Raw genomic sequence first — 20,400 nt, 5'->3', positions numbered from 1 at the left:
CGGCATAGCTGGGTAGCTATGTATGGACGGGATAAGTGCTGAAAGCATCTAAGCATGAAGCCCCCCTCGAGATGAGATTTCCCAACTTCGGTTATAAGATCCCTCAAAGATGATGAGGTGAATAGGTTCGAGGTGGAAGCGTAGCGATACGTGGAGCTGACGAATACTAATCGATCGAAGACTTAATCAATATAATTGTTCATAAGGTAATGCTTGTGATAAATATACTTACTATCTAGTTTTGAATGTATAACATTCAATCATATTTTTGTTTGGTGACTATGGCAAAGAGGTCACACCTGTTCCCATGCCGAACACAGAAGTTAAGCTCTTTAGCGCCGATGGTAGTCGGACTTACGTTCCGCGAGAGTAGGACGTTGCCAAGCAGAAATAAAACGCATAGGATGCGATGAGCCGAATTGAGACCCTTTAGTAGGTCTCTTTTTTTTATTTAAACAAAGGTGGTGTCTGTCATGTTGACTTATTTCAAAAATGTCGCACATATCGATGTTGATAAAATCGATTTACAACGTGGTTTACGTCAAGGGTTATTAATGTTTTTACCTTTACTCTATGGCTTGATGTTTCATGATTTTTCAAGTGCCTTATTAGCAACGATTGGCACTTTTGCAAGTATTTATGTTTTCAAAGGAACATTTAATTCGCGCTTGCGTTCAGTCACTTTCGCAGCCATTGGTTTAGTTGTAACGATGATGATCGGGACATTAACCGCAAGTACGCCTTTGCTTTTTGGCATCTTTTTGTTAATTGTTGCTGTTGTGCCGTTTTATGTTTTTAATACTTTAAATATCCCTGGTCCTTCTTCTACGTTTTTTATTATTGCCTATAGTTTGGCAAGCGTTATGCCCCCTGATCCGCATGCATTTTTATGGAGAGGGGCTATTGTAGGTATCGGTGGTCTTCTTGCGCTTATATTTGTGCTCATCGAAATTAAGATAGGTCATGAGCAACCTGAATTTAGTGCGGTGTCTAAAGAGTTCAAGGAGATTCAAGCATTGATTCACCATTTTAATGAGCAAGTGACGTTTAATGCCTTGACCAAAACGACCGTGCAAACCTTGATTTCAACTTCTGAAATTCTTCAAACTTCAAGATCGGTATTGAAGAGAAAGTCTGTAGAAGTACAGCGGTTGTCATTGCTACATCGTACTGCTGAAGGGGTATATTCAGAACTACTTGAATTGAATGCAAAAGGTCATCGTCCCATCCCCCCTATTATAAATGAAATGATGACAGACGTTGTGCACCGTATTACGCAAAGGCAAACGTCAAAAAATGTTTGGAGAAAAGAAGTTAATGTACCTACTGCATTTGAAGAACTAGTAGGTTTAATTTTTAAGGTGGATGAAATGATTGATGCGCCTGATGAACAAGTTAAAAAACATGTGACACGACAATCTCCACAATATATAAGAAGGTTACGTTATCACTTAACACCGGAGTCGATGCATTTTATTTCAGCTGCGAAATATTCAGTCATCATCGGTATCGCCATTTTTGTGGCACTGATATTTAACTTTGAACGTGCTTACTGGATTCCGTTAAGTGCGCATACGGTTCTTCTTGGTGGTACGACGATTGCAAGTATTGAACGTGCTGGTGCAAGATGGATTGGGACGCTTATTGGTATTGGCATTGTGATTGGCTTTTTACTTCTAGAACCCAATAGTTTAATGGTGGTCATTGTGCTTAGTTTAAGTGGTGCGATTACTGAAATTTTAGTCGGTGCCAATTATGCGCTTGCGATGTTGGCAATTACGGTTCAAGTCATTTTATTAGGTGGTTTGGCTCAAGGGAGCTTGACGTTTGCTATTGCGATTCCACGTTTATTAGATACAACAGTGGGGGTAGGGCTTGCGATTATTGGTGTGATGATTATTGGGAGAAGACTTGCTTCTAAACGTTTACCGGAATTTATGGCAGATGTGACACGCATTGAAGCCCGAATTTTCCATACGTTATTTTCGAATGTACATTACAATGTCGAATATTTTCGTCAAAGGGAAAAACTGAGACTGAAAATTAATATTGAGAATATGCAAGTGATGTATCGTTATGCGTATGGTGAGTTGTTATCGAACAAGAAAAGAACGCAATATTTTTATCCTGCGATGTTTATTCTTGAACAAATGAGCTTTAAGTTAATGCAAGTGATGGAGATCCAGAAGCGCATGTTGATTAGTGAAGAGACTATGGGGCAGTATTTGGTTGTATTTGAGAATATCGCTAAATTATTAGAGCAAGGTCAGCGTCCAGAGAAGGTTGTAACGCTACCTGAAATGAATCATTACGCACAACTGAGACGTTCACTGATGCAATTGCAAGAAATTGAGTTGTACGATTATCAGAATGTGAGAAACCCACACTTATTGAAAGATTAAACGTAAAAAAGACATGCTCGGCTGAATGAAATGTTCAGTCGAGCATGTCTTTTTTTATATGCAATATTCTTCTTTAAAACAAGTGATGAGTCTTTCTATATGCGTTTCTAAATTTTCTATTGGAATCCCACCAAAGCCTACTACAAAACGAGGGGCAGTCTCTTGTTGATGGTAGACGTATTGGGAAAGGGGCTTCATATCGATATCAAATCGTTGTAATTGCTCAAGACACTGTTGTTCTGACCAGCCATTTTTAATCGTAATAATTAAATGCATACCTGTTTTTTCACCAGAAACTTCAAAAATGGATGGATACTTTTGTAGTTGTTGTAAAATAATGTCTCGCTTTTGACGATAAATTTTTCTCATGCGATTTAAATGGCGTTCAAATTGATTCGTCTCCATAAAGGTGGTCACCATAAATTGCGTATGGCGTGGTACGGTGCCACCTTCAATGTTTTCGGCTTGCTGATAATGATGTAACAACGCTTCTGGCAACACGGCGTAAGCAATCCGAATTGTTGGAGAGATGGACTTTGAAAATGTACTCACATAAATAACGCTACCTGTTTGATCTAAACTTTGTAGGGCTGGAATAGGTTTACCTTCATACCGAAATTCTGAGTCATAATCATCTTCAATAATATAGCGATGTGGGTCTTCACTGGCCCATTTCAGAAGACGCATCCGCTTTTTGAGGCTCATCGTCACACCTGTTGGAAATTGATGACTTGGTGTAATGTAAACGATATGATGTGACGCATTTTCAACCGTATTCATCGCGATGCCATCGTTTTCCACGGGCACAAACTGATAAGGAATATGTTTACGGGTTAAAAGCTGATGGACTTGAGGGTAAATCGGGTCCTCTAACATCATTCCTTTAGGTCCTGGCAGTAAATCTGTAATGATAGACAGCAACTGCTCTGTAGACGAAGCGACAATGACTTGCTCGGGTGTGGATTGAACCCCACGACTATGAAATAAATAGCGACTAATTTGTGCACGTAAAGTGTAATCGCCTTGTTTATGTCCAGGTTCAACGAGATAAAACTGTAATTCTTCAAATGCTTCCTTCGCATATTTCCGAAATTGTTCGAAAGGGAAGTGCGCTTGATCAATCATTCCTAAGTTAAATGCATAAGCTTGTTCAGTCGTCGGGCTTTGATATGTAGGCAATGTTGGGCGTGATGTCTTTTTAGTGAACGGCAATGTTTCGATGTCACTGACGAAAAAGCCTGATTTCGGTTGACTATAAATATAACCTTCATCGACAAGTTGCGCATAGGCATTTTCCACGGTCGTTTGACTGACTGACAAATATTGACTCAGTTGACGTTTAGAAGGTAACTTTTCGCCTTCATGCATACGTCCATTCATAATACTTTGTTTAATGTTTTCGTATAATTGAATATAAATCGGCTGCCCTTCTCGTTTATTAATATGAAACATCAACATTTCCATCATCGCACCTCAATCTGACCCTTTAATATTTTGCGTTTCTGACACTTTAAGCGGTTCAGATAATAGTATAAGCTACATGTGTAAATAATAAAAGGGGGTTTCATCACCTATGTCTAAACAAGTCGGATCAGAACGTGTTAAACGAGGAATGGCAGAAATGCAAAAAGGCGGCGTAATTATGGACGTCGTGAATGCAGAACAAGCGAAAATTGCGGAAGAAGCAGGTGCGGTTGCAGTGATGGCACTTGAACGTGTCCCATCAGATATTCGTGCAGCAGGTGGCGTTGCGCGTGCATGTAATCCATCTATTGTAGAAGAAGTTATGAATGCTGTATCTATTCCGGTAATGGCGAAATGTCGTATCGGTCATATTACAGAAGCAAGAGTATTAGAAGCAATGGGTGTAGACTACATTGATGAGTCAGAAGTGTTAACACCTGCAGATGAAGTGTTCCATTTGAAAAAAGATGAATATACAGTGCCATTCGTTTGTGGCTGCCGTAACTTAGGTGAAGCAGCGCGTCGTATCGGTGAAGGTGCTGCGATGTTACGTACGAAAGGTGAACCAGGTACAGGGAATATCGTAGAAGCGGTACGTCATATGCGCCAAGTGAATCAAGAAGTGAAACGTATCACAGTAATGAGTGATGACGAATTGATGACTGAAGCGAAAAACTTAGGCGCGCCATATGAAATCTTAAAAGACATTAAAAAGCATGGTCGTTTACCAGTCGTGAACTTTGCGGCAGGTGGCGTGGCAACACCTCAAGATGCGGCATTAATGATGGAATTAGGTGCTGACGGTGTATTCGTAGGTTCAGGTATTTTTAAATCTGAAGACCCAGAAACATTTGCTAAAGCGATTGTACAAGCGACGACACATTACCAAGATTATAAATTAATTGGTGAGTTAGCGAAAAAACTAGGTACAGCAATGAAAGGTATCGATATTAATCAACTTTCATTAGAAGAACGTATGCAAGAGCGTGGTTGGTAAAATGAAAATCGGTGTATTAGCTTTGCAAGGTGCGGTACGTGAACATATCCGTCATATTGAACTTGCGGGTCATGAAGGTGTCGCAATTAAAAAAGTTGAACAATTAGAAGAAATCGATGGCTTAATTATCCCTGGTGGCGAATCGACAACTTTACGCCGTCTCATGAATCTTTATGGTTTTAAAGAGGCGTTACGTGCATCACAATTACCTATGTTTGGTACGTGTGCAGGCTTAATTGTCCTTGCGAAAGATATCGTAGGCGAAGAAGGCTATCTGCAAAAGTTAGATATTACAGTAGAGCGTAATTCATTTGGGCGCCAAGTCGATAGTTTCGAGTCTGAACTACACATTAAAGGTATTGATCAACCGATTGAAGGTGTTTTTATTCGTGCACCCCATATTCAATCAACAGAAGCAGCCGTTGATGTATTAGGGACGATTGATGACAAAATTATCGCTGTACAACAAGGTCGTTATTTAGGCGTATCGTTCCACCCAGAATTAACAGATGATTATCGCATGACACAATATTTTATAGAACATGTGATGCAGCAGTAGGAATAGATAAAAGTAGGCTAGGACTTTCAAATGGTCCTAGCCTTTACTGTTGTAAAACGATATGGTGTGTATAAAGAATTGGGTAAATCCCCCAATTACGTTTTCATACAAACATGGTGAGGTGTCACTTTAGATTACGGATTTATTGAACAGGATTTTCTAAAATATCTTTTTTACCTTTGTACCATCGAGCGATATCTTTCGTTATGGGTTCCAAGATTGCATTTTTATCGTCATCTCCTCCTTTGACCAATATGCCAACCAATTGGTCATTATCTTCTAAAAATACAGAGGAGCCAGATTGGCCACCGTATGCAGGTAAGTTTGTTTTAATAAAATCACTATTCGCGAAAGTGATTTCTCCTGTGAATCTATATTGTTTATGAGCGTGGTAGTTATATGGATATCCATATGAATATACTTTTTTTCCAACCATTTTTTTTAATTCGTCATCTGTGAAACCTTGAAGTTTTATTTCAGTTTGTGCGAAATCTCTTTGATAATGAATATAGTCCTTACTTTTCCCGCTATCTTGACCATATATAAAGGCGATATCTTTGTCGTTATAAGGATTAAATAAAGATATGGACATTGATCCAAAAGGTGTTGATAGTCCTGATTGAGCAGGGTATACCGTACCGACCGATCCTTCTAGAAAGCCGTCGCCACAATGTGCGGCAGTGAGTCCAAAGTTAGAAGTCAACATTGTAGTAGTACACGGCAGACCTTTTGGACCTTGGAAGATTGCTGTTCTCTTTGCGAGCGGATCATTTTGAATATCTTCCACGAGGATTTTCGTTCCTTCTTCTGCGCCCCAAACATTCGCAGCGTTAGTGCCCGTCATGCCGATAGTTGTTAAAAGTAAAAATGTTGAACTGAATTTTAAAAATGATTTTTTCATTGTTGTCTTCCTTTTCTATGATTTATTTGCATTAAACTAGTCCGTTAATTCTGTATGTATTGATGATGCCTTTTAAATAAAGTTGAAGTCCTCATTTGTTGCATATTTGATAAAAATATTTTCCTAATGATTTATTAAAAAATAAAAATACACAATCACATGTTTAAATTATATAATGATTATCTTATTTAATCCACTTAAATTTAAAAAAGTATTTATGTTATTTGATAATAGAGAAAAATTGTACTATATTTTAGCGTACTATGGACATTTCTTTAACAATCAAAATAATACTGCCTAAATGTTTCACTAAAAATCCGAGATGTTCATAATAAAAAATGAAAATGCTTCTTTAACAATTGAATCTGTCGCCCAACTAAAATGGTTTGAAAATGCACAACAAAAAAGAGACTCAGCCATCATGACTCAGTCTCTTAATATGTGTTATATTTGTTTATCTTTTCCCATACTTTAGATGCAGCTTACAAGAAAAAGCCTGCGATTGCTGCGGATACGAATGATACGAGTGTTGCACCGAATAATAATTTTAATCCGAAACGTGCTACCATGTCGCCTTTTTCGTCATTTAATGATTTGATAGCACCTGAGATGATACCGATTGAGCTGAAGTTAGCAAACGATACTAAGAATACCGACACGATACCTAATGAACGTTCTGATAAACCAGATGCTTTGCCGAGTTCAGTCATCGCTACGAACTCATTAGATAATAGTTTTGTTGCCATGATCGAGCCAGCTTCTACTGCATCACTCCATGGAATACCTGTTAAGAAAGCAAGTGGTGCAAAGATAAAGCCGATTAATGTTTGGAAGTTCCAATCTAATGCGCCGCCAGAAATGAGGCTAATGAGACCACCAACAAGTCCATTCAATAATGAGATGAGGGCGATATAACCGATTAACATCGCGCCGACGATTACAGCGACTTTAAATCCATCTAAAATGTATTCCCCTAACATTTCAAAGAAGGATTGCTTTTTCTTTTCTTCTTCAAGCAATAACTTATCTTCTTCTTCATCCACTTTATAAGGGTTAATAATGGAAGCAATGATAAACCCACCTAATAAGTTAAGGACGACCGCAGTTACCACATATTTAGGTTGTACTAATGTGAAGTACGCACCAATAATCGATGCAGACACAGTGGACATCGCCGAAGCTGTTAATGTATACAAACGTTGCTTCGTAATGTAAGGTAATTGTTTTTTAAGTGAAATAAATACCTCTGATTGTCCAAGGATGGCTGCAGCAACAGCGTTGTATGATTCTAAACGTCCCATGCCATTAATTTTTGAGATTAAGAAACCTAAAATATTAATAATTAAAGGCAATATTTTTGTATATTGTAAAATACCAATTAAGGCAGAAATGAAAACGATAGGTAATAAAACGCTTAAGAAAAATGACATTTGACCGTTATTGACAAGACCACCGAAAACAAAATCAATACCGACACCGGCTTGTTTGAGTAAGTAACCGAATCCTGTTGCGATACCACCTACAATGGTAATCCCAATTTTTGTTTTCAGTAAAGCATATGCTAAGATGAGCTGAATAACAAACATAATACCAATGTATTTCCAACGTATGCCCTTTTTATCAGAACTTCCAATAAAAGCGAGGGCTAAGAAAACACCAATCCCGATGACCCCAATTAAAATATGCATGTGTGTTCCACCTCTATTTTTTCTAAATAATTTTTACTAAGACTATCATACAACAAAAATGTAAGCAGTAACATAACTATTTATCAAATTTAAAATCAAATTGGTTGAAAAAGGTCAAAGTGGGTTCTATAATATAGTCAAAGATGGTCAAAAGGGGTGATACCATGCATAATATGTCTGACATCATAGAACAGTACATTAAGCAATTATTTGAAGAGGCACAAGATGATGTAGTTGAAATTCAACGTGCCAATATTGCACAACGTTTTGATTGTGTACCATCTCAGTTGAATTATGTTATTAAGACGCGCTTTACTAACGAACACGGTTATGAAATTGAAAGTAAACGCGGCGGCGGTGGTTATATTCGGATCACAAAAGTTGAAACGAAAGATCAAAACAATTACATTAAACGTTTAATGGAGTTGATTGGTCCGGCCCTTTCTCAACAACAAGCTTTGTATATTATTGATGGCTTGCGTGAAAATCAATTAATTACGGACCGAGAAGCAAAAATGATTGCGGCGGTGGTGGATCGGGAAACATTAAAAATGGATGTCGCGTCGAGAGATATTATCCGTGCAAATATTTTAAAACGGTTACTTCCCGTAATTAATTATTATTAGAAGGTGATGTGCAATGAAAATCGATAAGCGTGAACTTGATAAACAGCAAAACAAACACCTTGAATTTCATCCTATTCAAGCGTACGATCAATCAGGTTATGATCAATCTGACGAACAATGGCATGAAGGTGATGACGTTGAAGGCACATTCGTCATTCAACAAATTTTGCAACATTTGGCAGCAAAACATGGTCTGAATGTGGATCAAGTTGTTTATCGAGAGCAAAAACGCTGTCCGAACTGTCAAATGACGTTGAAGGACATTGCACATGTCGGCAAATTCGGCTGCGCGCAATGTTACGAAACATTTAAAGAAGACGTGTATGACATTGTGAGACGTGTCCAAGGCGGTCATATCGAACATTCAGGGAAATGTCCGAAGTCATCACAGCATAAACGTGCGCTGAAAAAGCAACTAGAAGAAAAACGTGCACGCCTTGAATTATTAGTCGCGCAACAAGCCTTTGAAGAAGCGGCGATTGTGCGTGATGAGATTCAAGCACTTGAGCAACAAAGCGAGGTGTCCCAACAAGATGATGCATAATTTAGACCAACATATGAGTGATTGGATGAAAAAGGTGAATGCGCAACCGGTCATTATGTCCTCGCGTATTCGTTTAGCACGTAACCTTGAAAATTATGTGCACCCACTCATGTTTCCATCTGAAGCTGAGGGACATCGCGTCATTAATGAGGTGCAAGATGTATTAACAGACTTAAATGTACTCCGCTTAGATGAGCTCGACCAGTTGAGTAAATATAAGCTAGTAGCCAAACACTTAATCAGTCCTGAGTTGACGAAACAACCGGCATCTGCAGTACTGTTGAATGAAGATGAGTCGGTAAGTGTGATGGTGAATGAAGAGGATCATATTCGTATACAAGCAATGGGCAATGATTTGTCATTAAATGAACTTTATCAAAAAGCATCTGCCATAGATGATATATTAGATCGTACGTTACAAATCAGTTATGACGAGCAACTCGGTTATTTAACAACGTGTCCAACGAATGTCGGTACAGGGATGCGTGCGAGTGTCATGTTGCATTTGCCTGGTTTATCCATTATGAAACGGATGAACCGCATTGCGCAGACGATTAACCGTTTTGGCTTTACGATTCGAGGGATTTATGGTGAAGGCTCACAAGTTTATGGCCATATTTATCAAGTTTCAAATCAGCTGACGTTGGGAAAAAGTGAGCAAGAGATTATTGATGCTTTAACAGAATTAGTTGATCAAATTATTCACGAAGAACTGGCTTTACGTGAGCGATTAAATGAACACAATCATACCGAGACATTAGATAGAATATATCGTTCTTTGGGTATATTGAAGTATAGTCGTTTAATTTCGGTGGAAGAAGCGTCCCACCGTTTAAGTGATATTAAGTTGGGCGTCGATTTAGGCATTTTAGATATGGAAGATTTTCGATTTAATGAATTAATGGTCGCGATACAGTCACCATTTTTGATAGATGAGACAGATGAACAATCTATTGAAGCAAAACGAGCAGAGATTTTAAGAACATATATATAAATAGGAGGTTGGCATATGTTATTTGGAAGATTAACAGAACGTGCGCAACGTGTACTCGCGCATGCACAAGAAGAAGCAATTCGTTTAAACCATTCGAATATTGGGACGGAACATTTATTACTCGGGTTAATGAAAGAACCTGAAGGCATTGCTGCAAAAGTATTAGAAAGCTTTGACATTACAGAAGATAAAGTGATCGAAGAGGTTGAAAAACTCATTGGCCATGGTCAAGAGCAAATGGGTGCTTTACACTATACACCACGTGCCAAAAAAGTAATCGAACTTTCTATGGACGAAGCACGTAAGTTACAACACAACTTCGTCGGTACTGAACACATCTTGTTAGGTTTAATCCGCGAAAATGAAGGTGTTGCCGCACGTGTATTTGCAAACCTAGACCTCAATATTACAAAAGCACGTGCACAAGTGGTGAAAGCGTTAGGTAGCCCAGAAATGTCTAATAAAAATGCACAATCTGCAAAATCAAATAACACACCGACATTAGATGGCCTAGCGCGTGATTTAACAGTGATTGCTAGAGATGGTACTTTAGATCCAGTTGTAGGTCGTAATTCAGAAATTACACGTGTGATTGAAGTGTTGAGTCGTCGCACAAAAAATAATCCTGTGTTGATTGGTGAACCTGGTGTTGGTAAAACAGCGATTGCTGAAGGTTTGGCGCAAGCAATTGTCAACAACGAAGTACCAGAAACGTTGAAAGGTAAACGTGTCATGTCATTAGATATGGGGACTGTTGTGGCTGGTACAAAATATCGTGGTGAATTTGAAGAACGTTTGAAAAAAGTTATGGAAGAAATTCATCATGCGGGCAATGTGATTCTGTTCATTGACGAAATGCATACGCTCATTGGTGCAGGTGGTGCAGAAGGTGCGATTGATGCGTCTAATATTTTAAAACCAGCGCTTGCACGTGGTGAATTACAATGTATCGGTGCGACAACTTTAGATGAATACCGTAAGCATATTGAAAAAGATGCTGCACTTGAGCGTCGTTTCCAACCTGTTCAAGTCAATGAACCAAGCGTGGCAGATACAATTGCAATCTTAAAAGGTTTACGAGATCGTTACGAAGCGCACCATAGAATTAATATTTCAGATGAAGCGGTGGAAGCGGCAGCAAAATTAAGTGATCGATACGTACAAGACCGTTTCTTACCAGATAAAGCGATTGACTTGATTGATGAAGCTAGTTCAAAAGTGCGCTTGAAAAGCCATACAACACCAACGAACTTAAAAGAAATTGAACAACAAATCGAGCAAGTGAAAAAAGAAAAAGATGCAGCAGTGCACGCACAAGAATTCGAAAATGCTGCAAACTTACGTGACAAACAAACAAAACTTGAAAAACAATATGAAGAAGCAAAAAACGAATGGCAAAATCATCAAGGGGGCCAACATACAACACTAGTTGCTGAAGATATTGCTGAAGTGATCGCAGGTTGGACAGGTATCCCATTAACACGCTTGAATGAAACGGAGTCAGAACGTTTACTGAATTTAGAAGACACATTGCATGAGCGAGTAATCGGACAAAATGATGCGGTAATCGCTATTTCTAAAGCAGTACGCCGTGCGCGTGCAGGCTTGAAAGATCCGAAACGTCCAATCGGAAGCTTCATCTTCTTAGGGCCAACAGGTGTCGGTAAAACCGAACTTGCACGTGCATTAGCTGAAGCGATGTTTGGTGAAGAAGATGCGATGATTCGTGTTGATATGAGTGAGTTCATGGAGAAACATGCGGTGAGTCGTCTTGTTGGGGCGCCTCCTGGATATGTTGGTCACGATGATGGCGGTCAATTGACTGAAAAAGTACGTCGCAAACCTTATTCTGTTATCTTGTTTGATGAGATTGAAAAAGCACACCCAGATGTCTTTAACATTCTTTTACAAGTATTAGATGATGGGCATTTGACTGATACAAAAGGCCGTCGTGTGGATTTTAGAAATACAGTGATTATTATGACATCCAATGTCGGCGCGCAAGAACTTCAAGACCAACGTTTTGCAGGTTTCGGTGGTAGTTCAGAAGGTCAAGACTATGAAACAATTCGCAAAACGATGATGAAAGAACTGAAAAGTGCATTCCGTCCTGAGTTCTTGAACCGTGTGGATGACACGATTGTTTTCCATAAATTAAATAAAGACGAATTGAAAGAAATCGTTACAATGATGGTCGGCAAATTGACGAGTCGTCTTTCTGAACAAAACATTAATGTACGTGTGACAGAAGCGGCGAAAGACAAGATTGCTGAAGAAGGCTACGACCCAGAGTATGGTGCACGTCCATTGATTCGTGCGATCCAAAAAACGGTTGAAGATAACTTGAGTGAATTGATTTTAGAAGGTAAAGAGTTAGAAGGTAAAAATGTGACTGTAGACTATGATGGAGAAACATTCCAATATGATATTCATGAACGTGAAACGAATGAAGATAAGGAAGTCACAGAATCATAAGTTACTCGATTAAAGCAGTGAAGGCATTCTCTTTTTTGAGATGTCTCCGCTGCTTTTTTTGTGTGAAATTTGCAATGTTGCAAAGTCGACTGTGTTCTTAATAAGAGTCAGTTGATGATGTTTGGCGTGAGGTGTGAATTAATCGAAACCTTATTGATTTTTAACAGATAAAAGTAATATTAATAAAAGGAATAAAATCAATATCTAATGCTTTCTTTACGTTGAACAGTCGAGAGATGTCTTTTTTCTAAACAAAGTAAATTACTTATTACACAATTCTTAATTAATGATTAATATTCTAATATAAGGGTTATAATACATTGCCTTTAGAATGGAGTGGTAGTATTATAAAAATGTAAAGATAATGAAACGAGGCGTTATAATATGTTTTTTAAAGAGAATAAAAAACTATTTATTGTTTTAGGCGCTTTGATTATTGGATTGTTATACAGTTTCCTTTTTGTTTTTTAAAATTTGAAAAGGGGTGGTTACAATGTTAGCCAACGAATTACAAATCAAAAAATTGAACACTGAAGACTTTTTATCAAGCGAACAAATGAACTGGACAATAACACTTTGTTGTTGCCCTTGCTGCTGTTGTTGTTAAAGTATATGTTTTAAAGGAATTGAAGTTAACCATAGCTTCAATTCCTTTTTTGAAAATGAGAGGAGAGCACATCATGAAAACAAACATCGATTACGTTTTTAAAGATAAAAGTATATACATAAAAAGTGACGAGCAGATTTTTGAATTAAGTGGTATCTCTCAAGAGTCTTTTATTAAAATATGGAATGAAATCCAAGAAGGTCATTTGCATTGTGAGGAACAAGATGTGGTGAAGAAAAAAATAATTGAATTCCTCAAAACAATTCATGCATTTGAAGATGTCGCCAATACAGCATCCTTTTTGCAGATGATTGGATTAAAAATGGAGCATAAAGCGTTTGAAAATCATGTCATAGGTATATGTGGAGACGATGATTTAGTCGAACTGTATATTCGAAAATCACCTTCTCAAAATGTAGTGAATTTAAATGAAGAAGTAACGGATGATTATGATATCGGATTAATCATACTGAGAAAATTTAATAGAAAAAGAATTACAAAATGTAATGAAATGATGTTTAACAATGGCGTACCATATAATAGTGTCATTTTTGATAATGTTTCTTTCGAGGTCACTTATACGATACCCAAAGAAACGAGTTGTTTGAATTGTAAGCGGTTACGAGAAACTGAAAATAATGTATATGGCGAAGTTTTTTCGCTATTCAATGATTCATCTCACGAAAGTAAAGAATACGTACCAGAAGAAATCATTCAACTGGCATTGAGTTTTGCGGCAGTACAAATGTTAAAAGAAGCAATGCAAATGAATGACTTGAGTGTTGAAAATGAACTGATCCAAACAGTGTACGCTTATTCTTTATTAAATGAAGGATGGCGCACGCACAATTTATTCAAACACCCCAACTGTGAATTGTGCTTCCCAGAATCAGTGAATACACAAGTTTTTGAGGTGAGATTATGACAGTGAAATTAAAGGCCCAAAACTTTGTGGACGAAAAATACGGTATTATTAAAAATATATATGATTTGCCGACATATTATGGACTACCTAAAGTTTATGTGAAAATGGCCTTTGGGGGTCAGTATAATACTGCAGGATTTAATGCGAGTGGTGCCGGTATTACAGAAGCACAGGCTGTAAATTCGGCTGTAGGAGAGTACATCGAACGCTATTCTTGTTTGCATCCTCATCGTGTCATGAAAGTAAGTAAAGGGGTAGTAAAAATCAATCCACAAAAAATCAATGCGTCTGCAAGTGCGAACCTTGATGATTACCAGTGGATTCATGGTTATGACTTGATTCAAAAAAGAACCGTCGCACTCCCTGTAGATGCAGTGTATCTCACTTATAGAAGTAATAAGAAGCAAAGTTGGATGACGACAGCAACTGGCGCTGCGTGTGGACCGAATCTCAAAGCATGTTTTTGGAAAGGTATTGCAGAAATATTTGAAAGAGATGCTTTCCAGTATATTTGGAGAAGACAAATTGCTTGTGAGCAAATTCGTATCAATGATAACAGAGAATTAAGAAGTTATTTTAATCGTTATATCAAATCTGAAAATATTCAATTTAAGTTATATAAAATGGATATGGATTGGGATGTGCCCGCTGTTTTTGGAGTGGCTATTCTTCCCAACAAAGGGTGTGTTGTCGCCGCGAGTGTGAGACCTACATGGATTGAGGCGTGTAAAAAAACTTTACTAGAATTAGCACAAAGTATTGTTGGGTATGCGGCAATTATTTTTAAAGTTGATGAAAATATTGAGGTTCATAGTTATGATGAAGTGAAAGAATATCAGGACCATTCTCTTTTATATTTCAATGATCGTATGTCGCAACATTTGTCGTTTCTTGATGGCCATCAGCACATTTTTCGGATTCCTGAAAACGAGATACAACCAGATGACGATGAGGCGGTAGCTTTATTTATAGAAAAAATAAAGTCTATTGATAAGCAGGTGTATTTTGTAGATGTGACTTCTGAAGAGATAAAACATACGGATTGGAAAGTAGGGAAAACGATTATCCCTGGAATGCTTGATATAGAGCCACATTTTATTAAACATCTAGAAAGTAGCCGCCTTAATGAAGTCGATAGGAATCTAATTAAAATGAAGAAAAGGCAGCCTAATGAGTTAAAAAATAGTCAACCGATTGTCCCACATCCTTTCCCATAACATTTTAAAGGAGTATGCCATGGAACATTTCAAATCTATAATGATCAGTAATGATTATGCGACTCGATTAAGTTCAAAATGTGTATTGAGTCAAACATATCATCAAAATACAAAGCATAGCAAAAGATATTTAATGAGCAATATGTATCAATCTAGAGTTTTATTAAATAGTCCGAATTTTCTTAAAGCGACACAAAGTCCGGAACGCTATTTTCCAACACAACAACATTTCAAATTGAATGCACATTCATCTGGTTTGCTAACAGAATACCTAGATAAGAGAAGATCTCAAGTTCATAGTCCGGATAAAGATGCTTTTATCGATTTAAATGTCCTTTCAGATTTGTTTTGGGCAGCTTATGGAAAGAATAGTCAAAATAAACGGGTTGTCCCTTCAGCGGGCGCTTTATATCCGTTAGAAATATATGGCATTGTTTTTAATGATTACGAAAATTTTAAAAAAGGACTCTACCATTACAATCCTTCGACGCATACTCTCAGTCTGTTAGACAATGGCGCGCATGTTTTTGATATCTCCCAATATATTATGAGATATCAAAACATGGAACATCCTTCTATTATATTTTTTATTACAGCTGTTTTTTCAAGGGCTACTTTTAAGTATGACGACAGGGCATACAGATATATTTTGCTAGAAGCAGGCGCTGTGGCTCAAAATATTTCACTTATGGCAACCCATTACAATTTAGTGAGTACCTCTATAGGGGGGACTGACGACTTTAAAGTAGAAGAAATGTTAAAAATTGATGGTAATCATGAAAGTATCGTTGACTGTGTATTTATAACTAAAGATAGAGAGGCGGTTTTATGATGAAGGAAATGATATATTTTAAAAGAGAAACGCCATTACAAGAAATTTCATTATTCCTTAGACCCTATGAAAAAATGAACAGTGACTTTGCGCATGTACTCGAGCACATTTTAACGGCAAGAGTAAAGGATGACGGTTTTCATATTTTAGGTGCACATGCGACAGAAGATTACATCAAAATCACTTTGAAAGATGACTTTGATATTGAGCTTTTTAAACCCGCTCCATATTTATATGAATTTAATCAGCAAGAATTCAACAGAGCTTTGAGTGAAATTAAACAAGAGCGTGCACTTGAAAACAAGGAAATCAAAAATATTATGAACAAGATGAGAGGTCTGAAACAAGATGCAATAGTGAATCAAGATTTAGAATATTATAACGGACTACTTCAAAACACGCTGGATACTTTCTCGTTCATCTTCATCAATAATGACATATGTAATGAAGTGGCTCATCATGTTTTTTTTAAAGATGAAGTGATAGAAAAGGTGACACAACCGATGACAGCGAAAAGTGGAACGCTATCACACAACAAAGTCGAGTTTTTCTTCAAGTATATTAATATCTCAGTTCATTCTATCCAAGAAGCATCAACTATTTTTTACATTCAAAAATTAATCGGATTCATCAATAAGAAAATGGCGAACTTAAGAAGCGAAGGGATATATTATAGTATTGCATTTCCTATGTACAGTAGAAAGCAGATTGAATTGTTTCTACTTATTTCCTTTACAGAAGACGTGAAACGGGATTTTAATTTAGACATTGAAAAAATGTTAGATGCATACGATATTCATGAATCAATAGATATCAATAACGGAGAACAGGCTTATACGTATAAAGAAAATCTTTCAGTGATTTATCTTTCCCCTAAATTTTTAATGAATTCTATCCCTCCAGTTAATGAAGAAGCTATTCGGATTACGCAACAAATGATTCAAAAGATAATCCGTTAAGGAGTTTGAATAATATGGGCAATATATTTGAAATTAATGATGTGAGTAAAACTTTTGGTAAAAACAAAGTGCTGGATGCTGTTGACTTGTCGGTCAATCAAGGTGAAATTGTAGGTCTTTTAGGGTTGAATGGCCAGGGAAAATCCACACTGATTAAAATAGTGCTAGGTCTACTCAAACAAAATTCAGGTAAGGTGATAAAAAATATCGATTTCAAACAACAATGTGGTGTTGTGTTACAAGAAGTGGCAATGCCTGAAAAAATGAAAGTGAAAGAATGGTTAGAGCTTTTAAAAAGTTACTCAGAGCATCAACAAGATACAGATGACATACTAAAAGAAGTCGATTTAGTGAAGGAAAAAAATCAATATTGCACGCGCTTATCAGGGGGACAAAAAAGAAGACTACAATATGCAGCAGCTCTAGTGAATTGCCCTCAGTTTTTAGTGCTTGATGAACCAACGACAGGCATGGACGTTGCTTCTAAAGAGTTATTTTGGGAACACGTTCGCTCGAAAGTCGAAGAAGAAAAGATGAGTGTGTTGTTGATTAGTCACGATTTAGAAGAAATAGCCGCCTTCGCTACAAGAATCGTGATTCTCCATAAAGGTAAAATAGTGTTGAATGAGCAGGTAGAAGTTTTATTCAATACCTTTGACCATAAAGGTGACAAGTTGAAGAAAATTTTTAAGGAGAAAGTTTTATATGAAAAAGGCTAAATCATTTCTATACTTAACTCAACTCAATACGCGAAGAATATTTAGGGATTTTAAGTATGTTTTATTAATTATCGCATTGCCAATGTTTTTCTATGTTATATATTCTGAGATTTTTCCACAAAATGCAGCAGTCAATGGTATCAGTTGGAAGGAATACTCACTCATTTCTCTGATCTGCTTTGGTATAATGGGAAACGCGATTAATTTACTTGGAACAAAGGTAGCAAATGAAAAAAATGATAACTGGTATGCATATCTTAAAGTGTCTGTCATTAATCCGAATGCCTATATGATGAGTTACTTATTCTCATACTTTCTTATATCTTTCATCTTTTCCGTCGCAATGATTTTGTTAGGTTATTTTTATAATGACATTCATATCGCCTTCTATAAACTGGTAGAAATCGTGATATTGTTGAATGTTTTCAGTTTTGCATTTTTATTTTTAGCTTTAATCATTGGCCAACTCGGTTCAGCCGCGCAGCCGATAGGTACCATTGTTTATTTGCTTTTGTCTTTTTTAGGGGGGCTATGGATTCCTATCGATGCGATGCCGAAACATATGCAAGCTTTTGCTGAGATATTACCTTCATATCGATACGGGCATATTGGATGGAGCATTTTAAGTGAAGGGTGTATCCATATTGAGGACGTTTTATATTTAATAGGTTATGCGATACTTTTCTTCATCATCTTTTTAGTGCTATCGAAGGTGAATGGCAAAAATAAATAAACTATTTTATTCAATGGCACAAGTCATGCGATTGACTGCAATGGACCTACGCTGTATTTAAAATAGAAACAAAAAAGGGACGGTTACAAATGGGGTATAGCCTTTGCTATGTCAGTTGTAATCGTCTTTTGTCTTTGTCTTTAGTGCGTCAAGTGCGTTGTAGTTTATTTTACTGATGATAGAGCTGGTTATTTGAGCTTTCTATTTCCTGTTTTGTGTTGTACAGGCTACATTTTTAAGTATTTGCTGTATATTATTTATAATTGGATAGTGTGTTTCGATGAGAACGGATATTTAAAGCGTTTAAATGATAAAGGGCAACATTTGTCAGAAACATTTTTCAAGTATAAAATAGATATGTTATATGACGAGATGGAGGTGTCTGAGTGGCAAAAACAAAAACAATTTTTGAATGTACGGCCTGTGGTTATCAATCGCCTAAATGGATGGGGAAATGTCCAAATTGTGGTGCTTGGAATTCAATGGAGGAATCTTTTGAACAAAAAACTGCGAGTCCTAAACACGGTGTACGGGCGCAAAAAACAAGTTCAGCAAAAATACAAAAGCTCGATGACATTAAACAAGAGCTTGCGCCACGTATCCAAACGAATAGTGGTGAATTAAACCGTGTGCTCGGTGGCGGTATTGTAGAAGGGTCACTCGTGCTGATTGGTGGCGATCCAGGAATAGGGAAGTCCACATTGTTACTTCAAATGTGCGCGGCTTTATCTAAAGAGAAAAGGGTGCTCTATATTACTGGTGAGGAATCACTCAATCAAACTAAAATTAGAGCGGATCGTTTGGATGAAGATGCGAGTCAACTTAACGTGTTTGCGGAAACGGACTTAATGGTTATTCATGAAGCGGTGAAAAAGGTCGAACCTGATTTAATTGTAGTGGACTCTATTCAGACGATCTACCATCCCGAAATCAGTTCGGCGCCTGGCTCTGTATCTCAAGTTCGTGAAAGTACACAAAGCTTGATGCACATCGCAAAACAAATGAATGTTGCGACGTTTATTGTAGGCCATGTGACGAAAGAAGGCCAAATCGCGGGGCCGCGTTTACTTGAACATATGGTGGATACGGTGCTTTATTTTGAAGGTGATGAACATCATGCGTATCGTATTTTAAGAGCGGTGAAAAACCGTTTTGGCTCTACGAATGAAATGGGTATTTTTGAAATGAAACAGTCAGGTTTAAAAAGCGTGCTTAACCCGTCAGAAATGTTTTTAGAAGAACGGACGACCAATGTTGCAGGTTCGACAATTGTCGCAACGATGGAAGGGACACGACCATTGTTAATTGAAGTACAAGCGCTTGTCACACCGACGACGTTCAATAATCCGAGACGTATGGCGACAGGTATTGACCATAATCGCCTCAGTTTGTTAATGGCGGTGTTAGAGAAAAAAGAAGGTTATTTATTACAACAACAAGACGCTTACATTAAGGTGGCTGGGGGCGTCAAACTCTCTGAACCTGCTGTCGACTTAGGTATCGTCATTGCGACAGCTTCTAGTTTTAAAGACCAAGCAGTAGACGGCCTCGATTGTTATATTGGCGAGGTTGGATTGACTGGTGAGGTCCGCCGTGTTTCGCGCATTGAGCAACGTGTGCAAGAAGCAGCAAAATTGGGCTTTAAACGTGTGATTATCCCTAAAAACAATATTGGCGGATGGCACTTCCCAGAAGGTATTGAAGTGATTGGCGTGACTTCTGTCAATGAAGCATTGAAATACGCATTAAAAAATTAGA

At 37.5% G+C, this 20,400-nt stretch carries 17 protein-coding genes and 2 rRNA genes; 16 read left to right on the top strand and 3 right to left on the bottom strand.

Annotated elements, in window-relative coordinates; all coding sequences use genetic code 11:
* From BJK46_RS06020 to BJK46_RS06010, 3 genes are all read left to right on the top strand, one after another.
* Positions 1–190 (top strand): 23S ribosomal RNA (locus BJK46_RS06020); the annotation flags it as partial.
* A gap of 81 nt (positions 191–271) precedes the next feature.
* Positions 272–386: ribosomal RNA gene (rrf, locus tag BJK46_RS06015) — 5S ribosomal RNA — on the top strand.
* 87 nt (positions 387–473) lie between these two features.
* Complete coding sequence (locus BJK46_RS06010) at positions 474–2,402, top strand: FUSC family protein (protein ID WP_037543954.1); 1,929 nt, start codon at positions 474–476, stop codon at positions 2,400–2,402.
* Between the two features lie 54 nt (positions 2,403–2,456).
* Here the strand turns inward: BJK46_RS06010 and pdxR are convergent, their stop codons facing one another.
* Complete coding sequence (gene pdxR / locus BJK46_RS06005) at positions 2,457–3,866, bottom strand: MocR-like pyridoxine biosynthesis transcription factor PdxR (protein ID WP_063284840.1); 1,410 nt, start codon at positions 3,864–3,866, stop codon at positions 2,457–2,459.
* Positions 3,867–3,975: 109 nt separating this feature from the next.
* On the opposite strand from pdxR, the gene pdxS reads away from it, so the two are divergent.
* Together pdxS and pdxT are read left to right on the top strand one after the other, a co-directional pair.
* Positions 3,976–4,863, top strand: a complete 888-nt coding sequence (gene pdxS / locus BJK46_RS06000; RefSeq protein ID WP_014614784.1) for a pyridoxal 5'-phosphate synthase lyase subunit PdxS — start codon at positions 3,976–3,978, stop codon at positions 4,861–4,863.
* A gap of 1 nt (position 4,864) precedes the next feature.
* Positions 4,865–5,422, top strand: coding sequence for a pyridoxal 5'-phosphate synthase glutaminase subunit PdxT (gene pdxT / locus BJK46_RS05995; RefSeq protein WP_014614783.1), 558 nt, complete (start codon positions 4,865–4,867; stop codon positions 5,420–5,422).
* 142 nt (positions 5,423–5,564) lie between these two features.
* Here the strand turns inward: pdxT and BJK46_RS05990 are convergent, their stop codons facing one another.
* A complete protein-coding gene (locus BJK46_RS05990; protein WP_063284841.1) occupies positions 5,565–6,323 on the bottom strand; it encodes a trypsin-like serine peptidase in 759 nt (252 codons plus the stop codon).
* A gap of 482 nt (positions 6,324–6,805) precedes the next feature.
* On the bottom strand, positions 6,806–8,011 hold the full coding sequence (locus tag BJK46_RS05985) for a NupC/NupG family nucleoside CNT transporter (protein WP_014614780.1): 1,206 nt from the start codon (positions 8,009–8,011) through the stop codon (positions 6,806–6,808).
* Positions 8,012–8,175: 164 nt separating this feature from the next.
* Between BJK46_RS05985 and BJK46_RS05980 the strand changes: the two genes are divergently transcribed.
* The 11 genes from BJK46_RS05980 to radA all read left to right on the top strand — a co-directional run bounded on the left by BJK46_RS05980 (position 8,176) and on the right by radA (position 20,399).
* Positions 8,176–8,637, top strand: a complete 462-nt coding sequence (locus tag BJK46_RS05980) for a CtsR family transcriptional regulator (RefSeq protein WP_014614779.1) — start codon at positions 8,176–8,178, stop codon at positions 8,635–8,637.
* A 13-nt stretch (positions 8,638–8,650) separates the two neighbouring features.
* Positions 8,651–9,181 (top strand): UvrB/UvrC motif-containing protein, encoded by a 531-nt coding sequence (locus BJK46_RS05975; protein ID WP_014614778.1) that lies wholly within the window; start codon positions 8,651–8,653, stop codon positions 9,179–9,181.
* Positions 9,171–10,175 (top strand): protein arginine kinase, encoded by a 1,005-nt coding sequence (locus BJK46_RS05970; RefSeq protein WP_015728601.1) that lies wholly within the window; start codon positions 9,171–9,173, stop codon positions 10,173–10,175. Before BJK46_RS05975 ends, BJK46_RS05970 begins: the two co-directional genes overlap by 11 nt.
* Positions 10,176–10,190: 15 nt before the next feature.
* Positions 10,191–12,650, top strand: coding sequence for an ATP-dependent Clp protease ATP-binding subunit (locus BJK46_RS05965; protein WP_014614776.1), 2,460 nt, complete (start codon positions 10,191–10,193; stop codon positions 12,648–12,650).
* A 680-nt stretch (positions 12,651–13,330) separates the two neighbouring features.
* Positions 13,331–14,182: a hypothetical protein gene (locus BJK46_RS05960; RefSeq protein WP_103263675.1), complete on the top strand. Its 852-nt coding sequence runs from the start codon at positions 13,331–13,333 to the stop codon at positions 14,180–14,182.
* Positions 14,179–15,399 (top strand): YcaO-like family protein, encoded by a 1,221-nt coding sequence (locus BJK46_RS05955; protein ID WP_014614774.1) that lies wholly within the window; start codon positions 14,179–14,181, stop codon positions 15,397–15,399. The genes BJK46_RS05960 and BJK46_RS05955 overlap by 4 nt, the downstream gene beginning before the upstream one ends.
* Positions 15,400–15,418: 19 nt before the next feature.
* On the top strand, positions 15,419–16,231 hold the full coding sequence (locus BJK46_RS05950; protein WP_037543946.1) for a SagB family peptide dehydrogenase: 813 nt from the start codon (positions 15,419–15,421) through the stop codon (positions 16,229–16,231).
* Complete coding sequence (locus BJK46_RS05945; protein WP_099986825.1) at positions 16,231–17,190, top strand: hypothetical protein; 960 nt, start codon at positions 16,231–16,233, stop codon at positions 17,188–17,190. The genes BJK46_RS05950 and BJK46_RS05945 overlap by 1 nt, the downstream gene beginning before the upstream one ends.
* Positions 17,191–17,204: 14 nt before the next feature.
* A complete protein-coding gene (locus tag BJK46_RS05940) occupies positions 17,205–17,909 on the top strand; it encodes an ABC transporter ATP-binding protein (protein WP_014614771.1) in 705 nt (234 codons plus the stop codon).
* On the top strand, positions 17,896–18,642 hold the full coding sequence (locus tag BJK46_RS05935; protein ID WP_103263674.1) for an ABC transporter permease: 747 nt from the start codon (positions 17,896–17,898) through the stop codon (positions 18,640–18,642). Before BJK46_RS05940 ends, BJK46_RS05935 begins: the two co-directional genes overlap by 14 nt.
* Positions 18,643–19,028: 386 nt before the next feature.
* The gene (gene radA / locus BJK46_RS05930; RefSeq protein ID WP_014614769.1) at positions 19,029–20,399 is read left to right on the top strand and encodes a DNA repair protein RadA; all 1,371 of its coding nucleotides are present in this window, start codon (positions 19,029–19,031) and stop codon (positions 20,397–20,399) included.
* Position 20,400 lies beyond the last annotated feature (1 nt).

This window comes from Staphylococcus pseudintermedius (assembly GCF_001792775.2).
In the GTDB taxonomy this organism is placed as follows: Bacteria; Bacillota; Bacilli; order Staphylococcales; family Staphylococcaceae; genus Staphylococcus; species Staphylococcus pseudintermedius.
Note: the sequence above shows the minus strand (reverse complement) of the source record. Positions and strands in the feature narration are given on the sequence as shown.

Coding starts and splice junctions, on each gene's coding strand:
- BJK46_RS06010 (WP_037543954.1), top strand. CDS start 474: ATGTTGACTTATTTCAAAAATGTCGCACATATCGATGTTGATAAAATC.
- pdxT (WP_014614783.1), top strand. CDS start 4,865: ATGAAAATCGGTGTATTAGCTTTGCAAGGTGCGGTACGTGAACATATC.
- pdxS (WP_014614784.1), top strand. CDS start 3,976: ATGTCTAAACAAGTCGGATCAGAACGTGTTAAACGAGGAATGGCAGAA.
- BJK46_RS05975 (WP_014614778.1), top strand. CDS start 8,651: ATGAAAATCGATAAGCGTGAACTTGATAAACAGCAAAACAAACACCTT.
- BJK46_RS05960 (WP_103263675.1), top strand. CDS start 13,331: ATGAAAACAAACATCGATTACGTTTTTAAAGATAAAAGTATATACATA.
- BJK46_RS05985 (WP_014614780.1), bottom strand. CDS start 8,011: ATGCATATTTTAATTGGGGTCATCGGGATTGGTGTTTTCTTAGCCCTC.
- BJK46_RS05940 (WP_014614771.1), top strand. CDS start 17,205: ATGGGCAATATATTTGAAATTAATGATGTGAGTAAAACTTTTGGTAAA.
- BJK46_RS05955 (WP_014614774.1), top strand. CDS start 14,179: ATGACAGTGAAATTAAAGGCCCAAAACTTTGTGGACGAAAAATACGGT.
- BJK46_RS05980 (WP_014614779.1), top strand. CDS start 8,176: ATGCATAATATGTCTGACATCATAGAACAGTACATTAAGCAATTATTT.
- pdxR (WP_063284840.1), bottom strand. CDS start 3,866: ATGGAAATGTTGATGTTTCATATTAATAAACGAGAAGGGCAGCCGATT.
- BJK46_RS05935 (WP_103263674.1), top strand. CDS start 17,896: ATGAAAAAGGCTAAATCATTTCTATACTTAACTCAACTCAATACGCGA.
- BJK46_RS05965 (WP_014614776.1), top strand. CDS start 10,191: ATGTTATTTGGAAGATTAACAGAACGTGCGCAACGTGTACTCGCGCAT.
- BJK46_RS05970 (WP_015728601.1), top strand. CDS start 9,171: ATGATGCATAATTTAGACCAACATATGAGTGATTGGATGAAAAAGGTG.
- BJK46_RS05990 (WP_063284841.1), bottom strand. CDS start 6,323: ATGAAAAAATCATTTTTAAAATTCAGTTCAACATTTTTACTTTTAACA.
- BJK46_RS05945 (WP_099986825.1), top strand. CDS start 16,231: ATGAAGGAAATGATATATTTTAAAAGAGAAACGCCATTACAAGAAATT.
- BJK46_RS05950 (WP_037543946.1), top strand. CDS start 15,419: ATGGAACATTTCAAATCTATAATGATCAGTAATGATTATGCGACTCGA.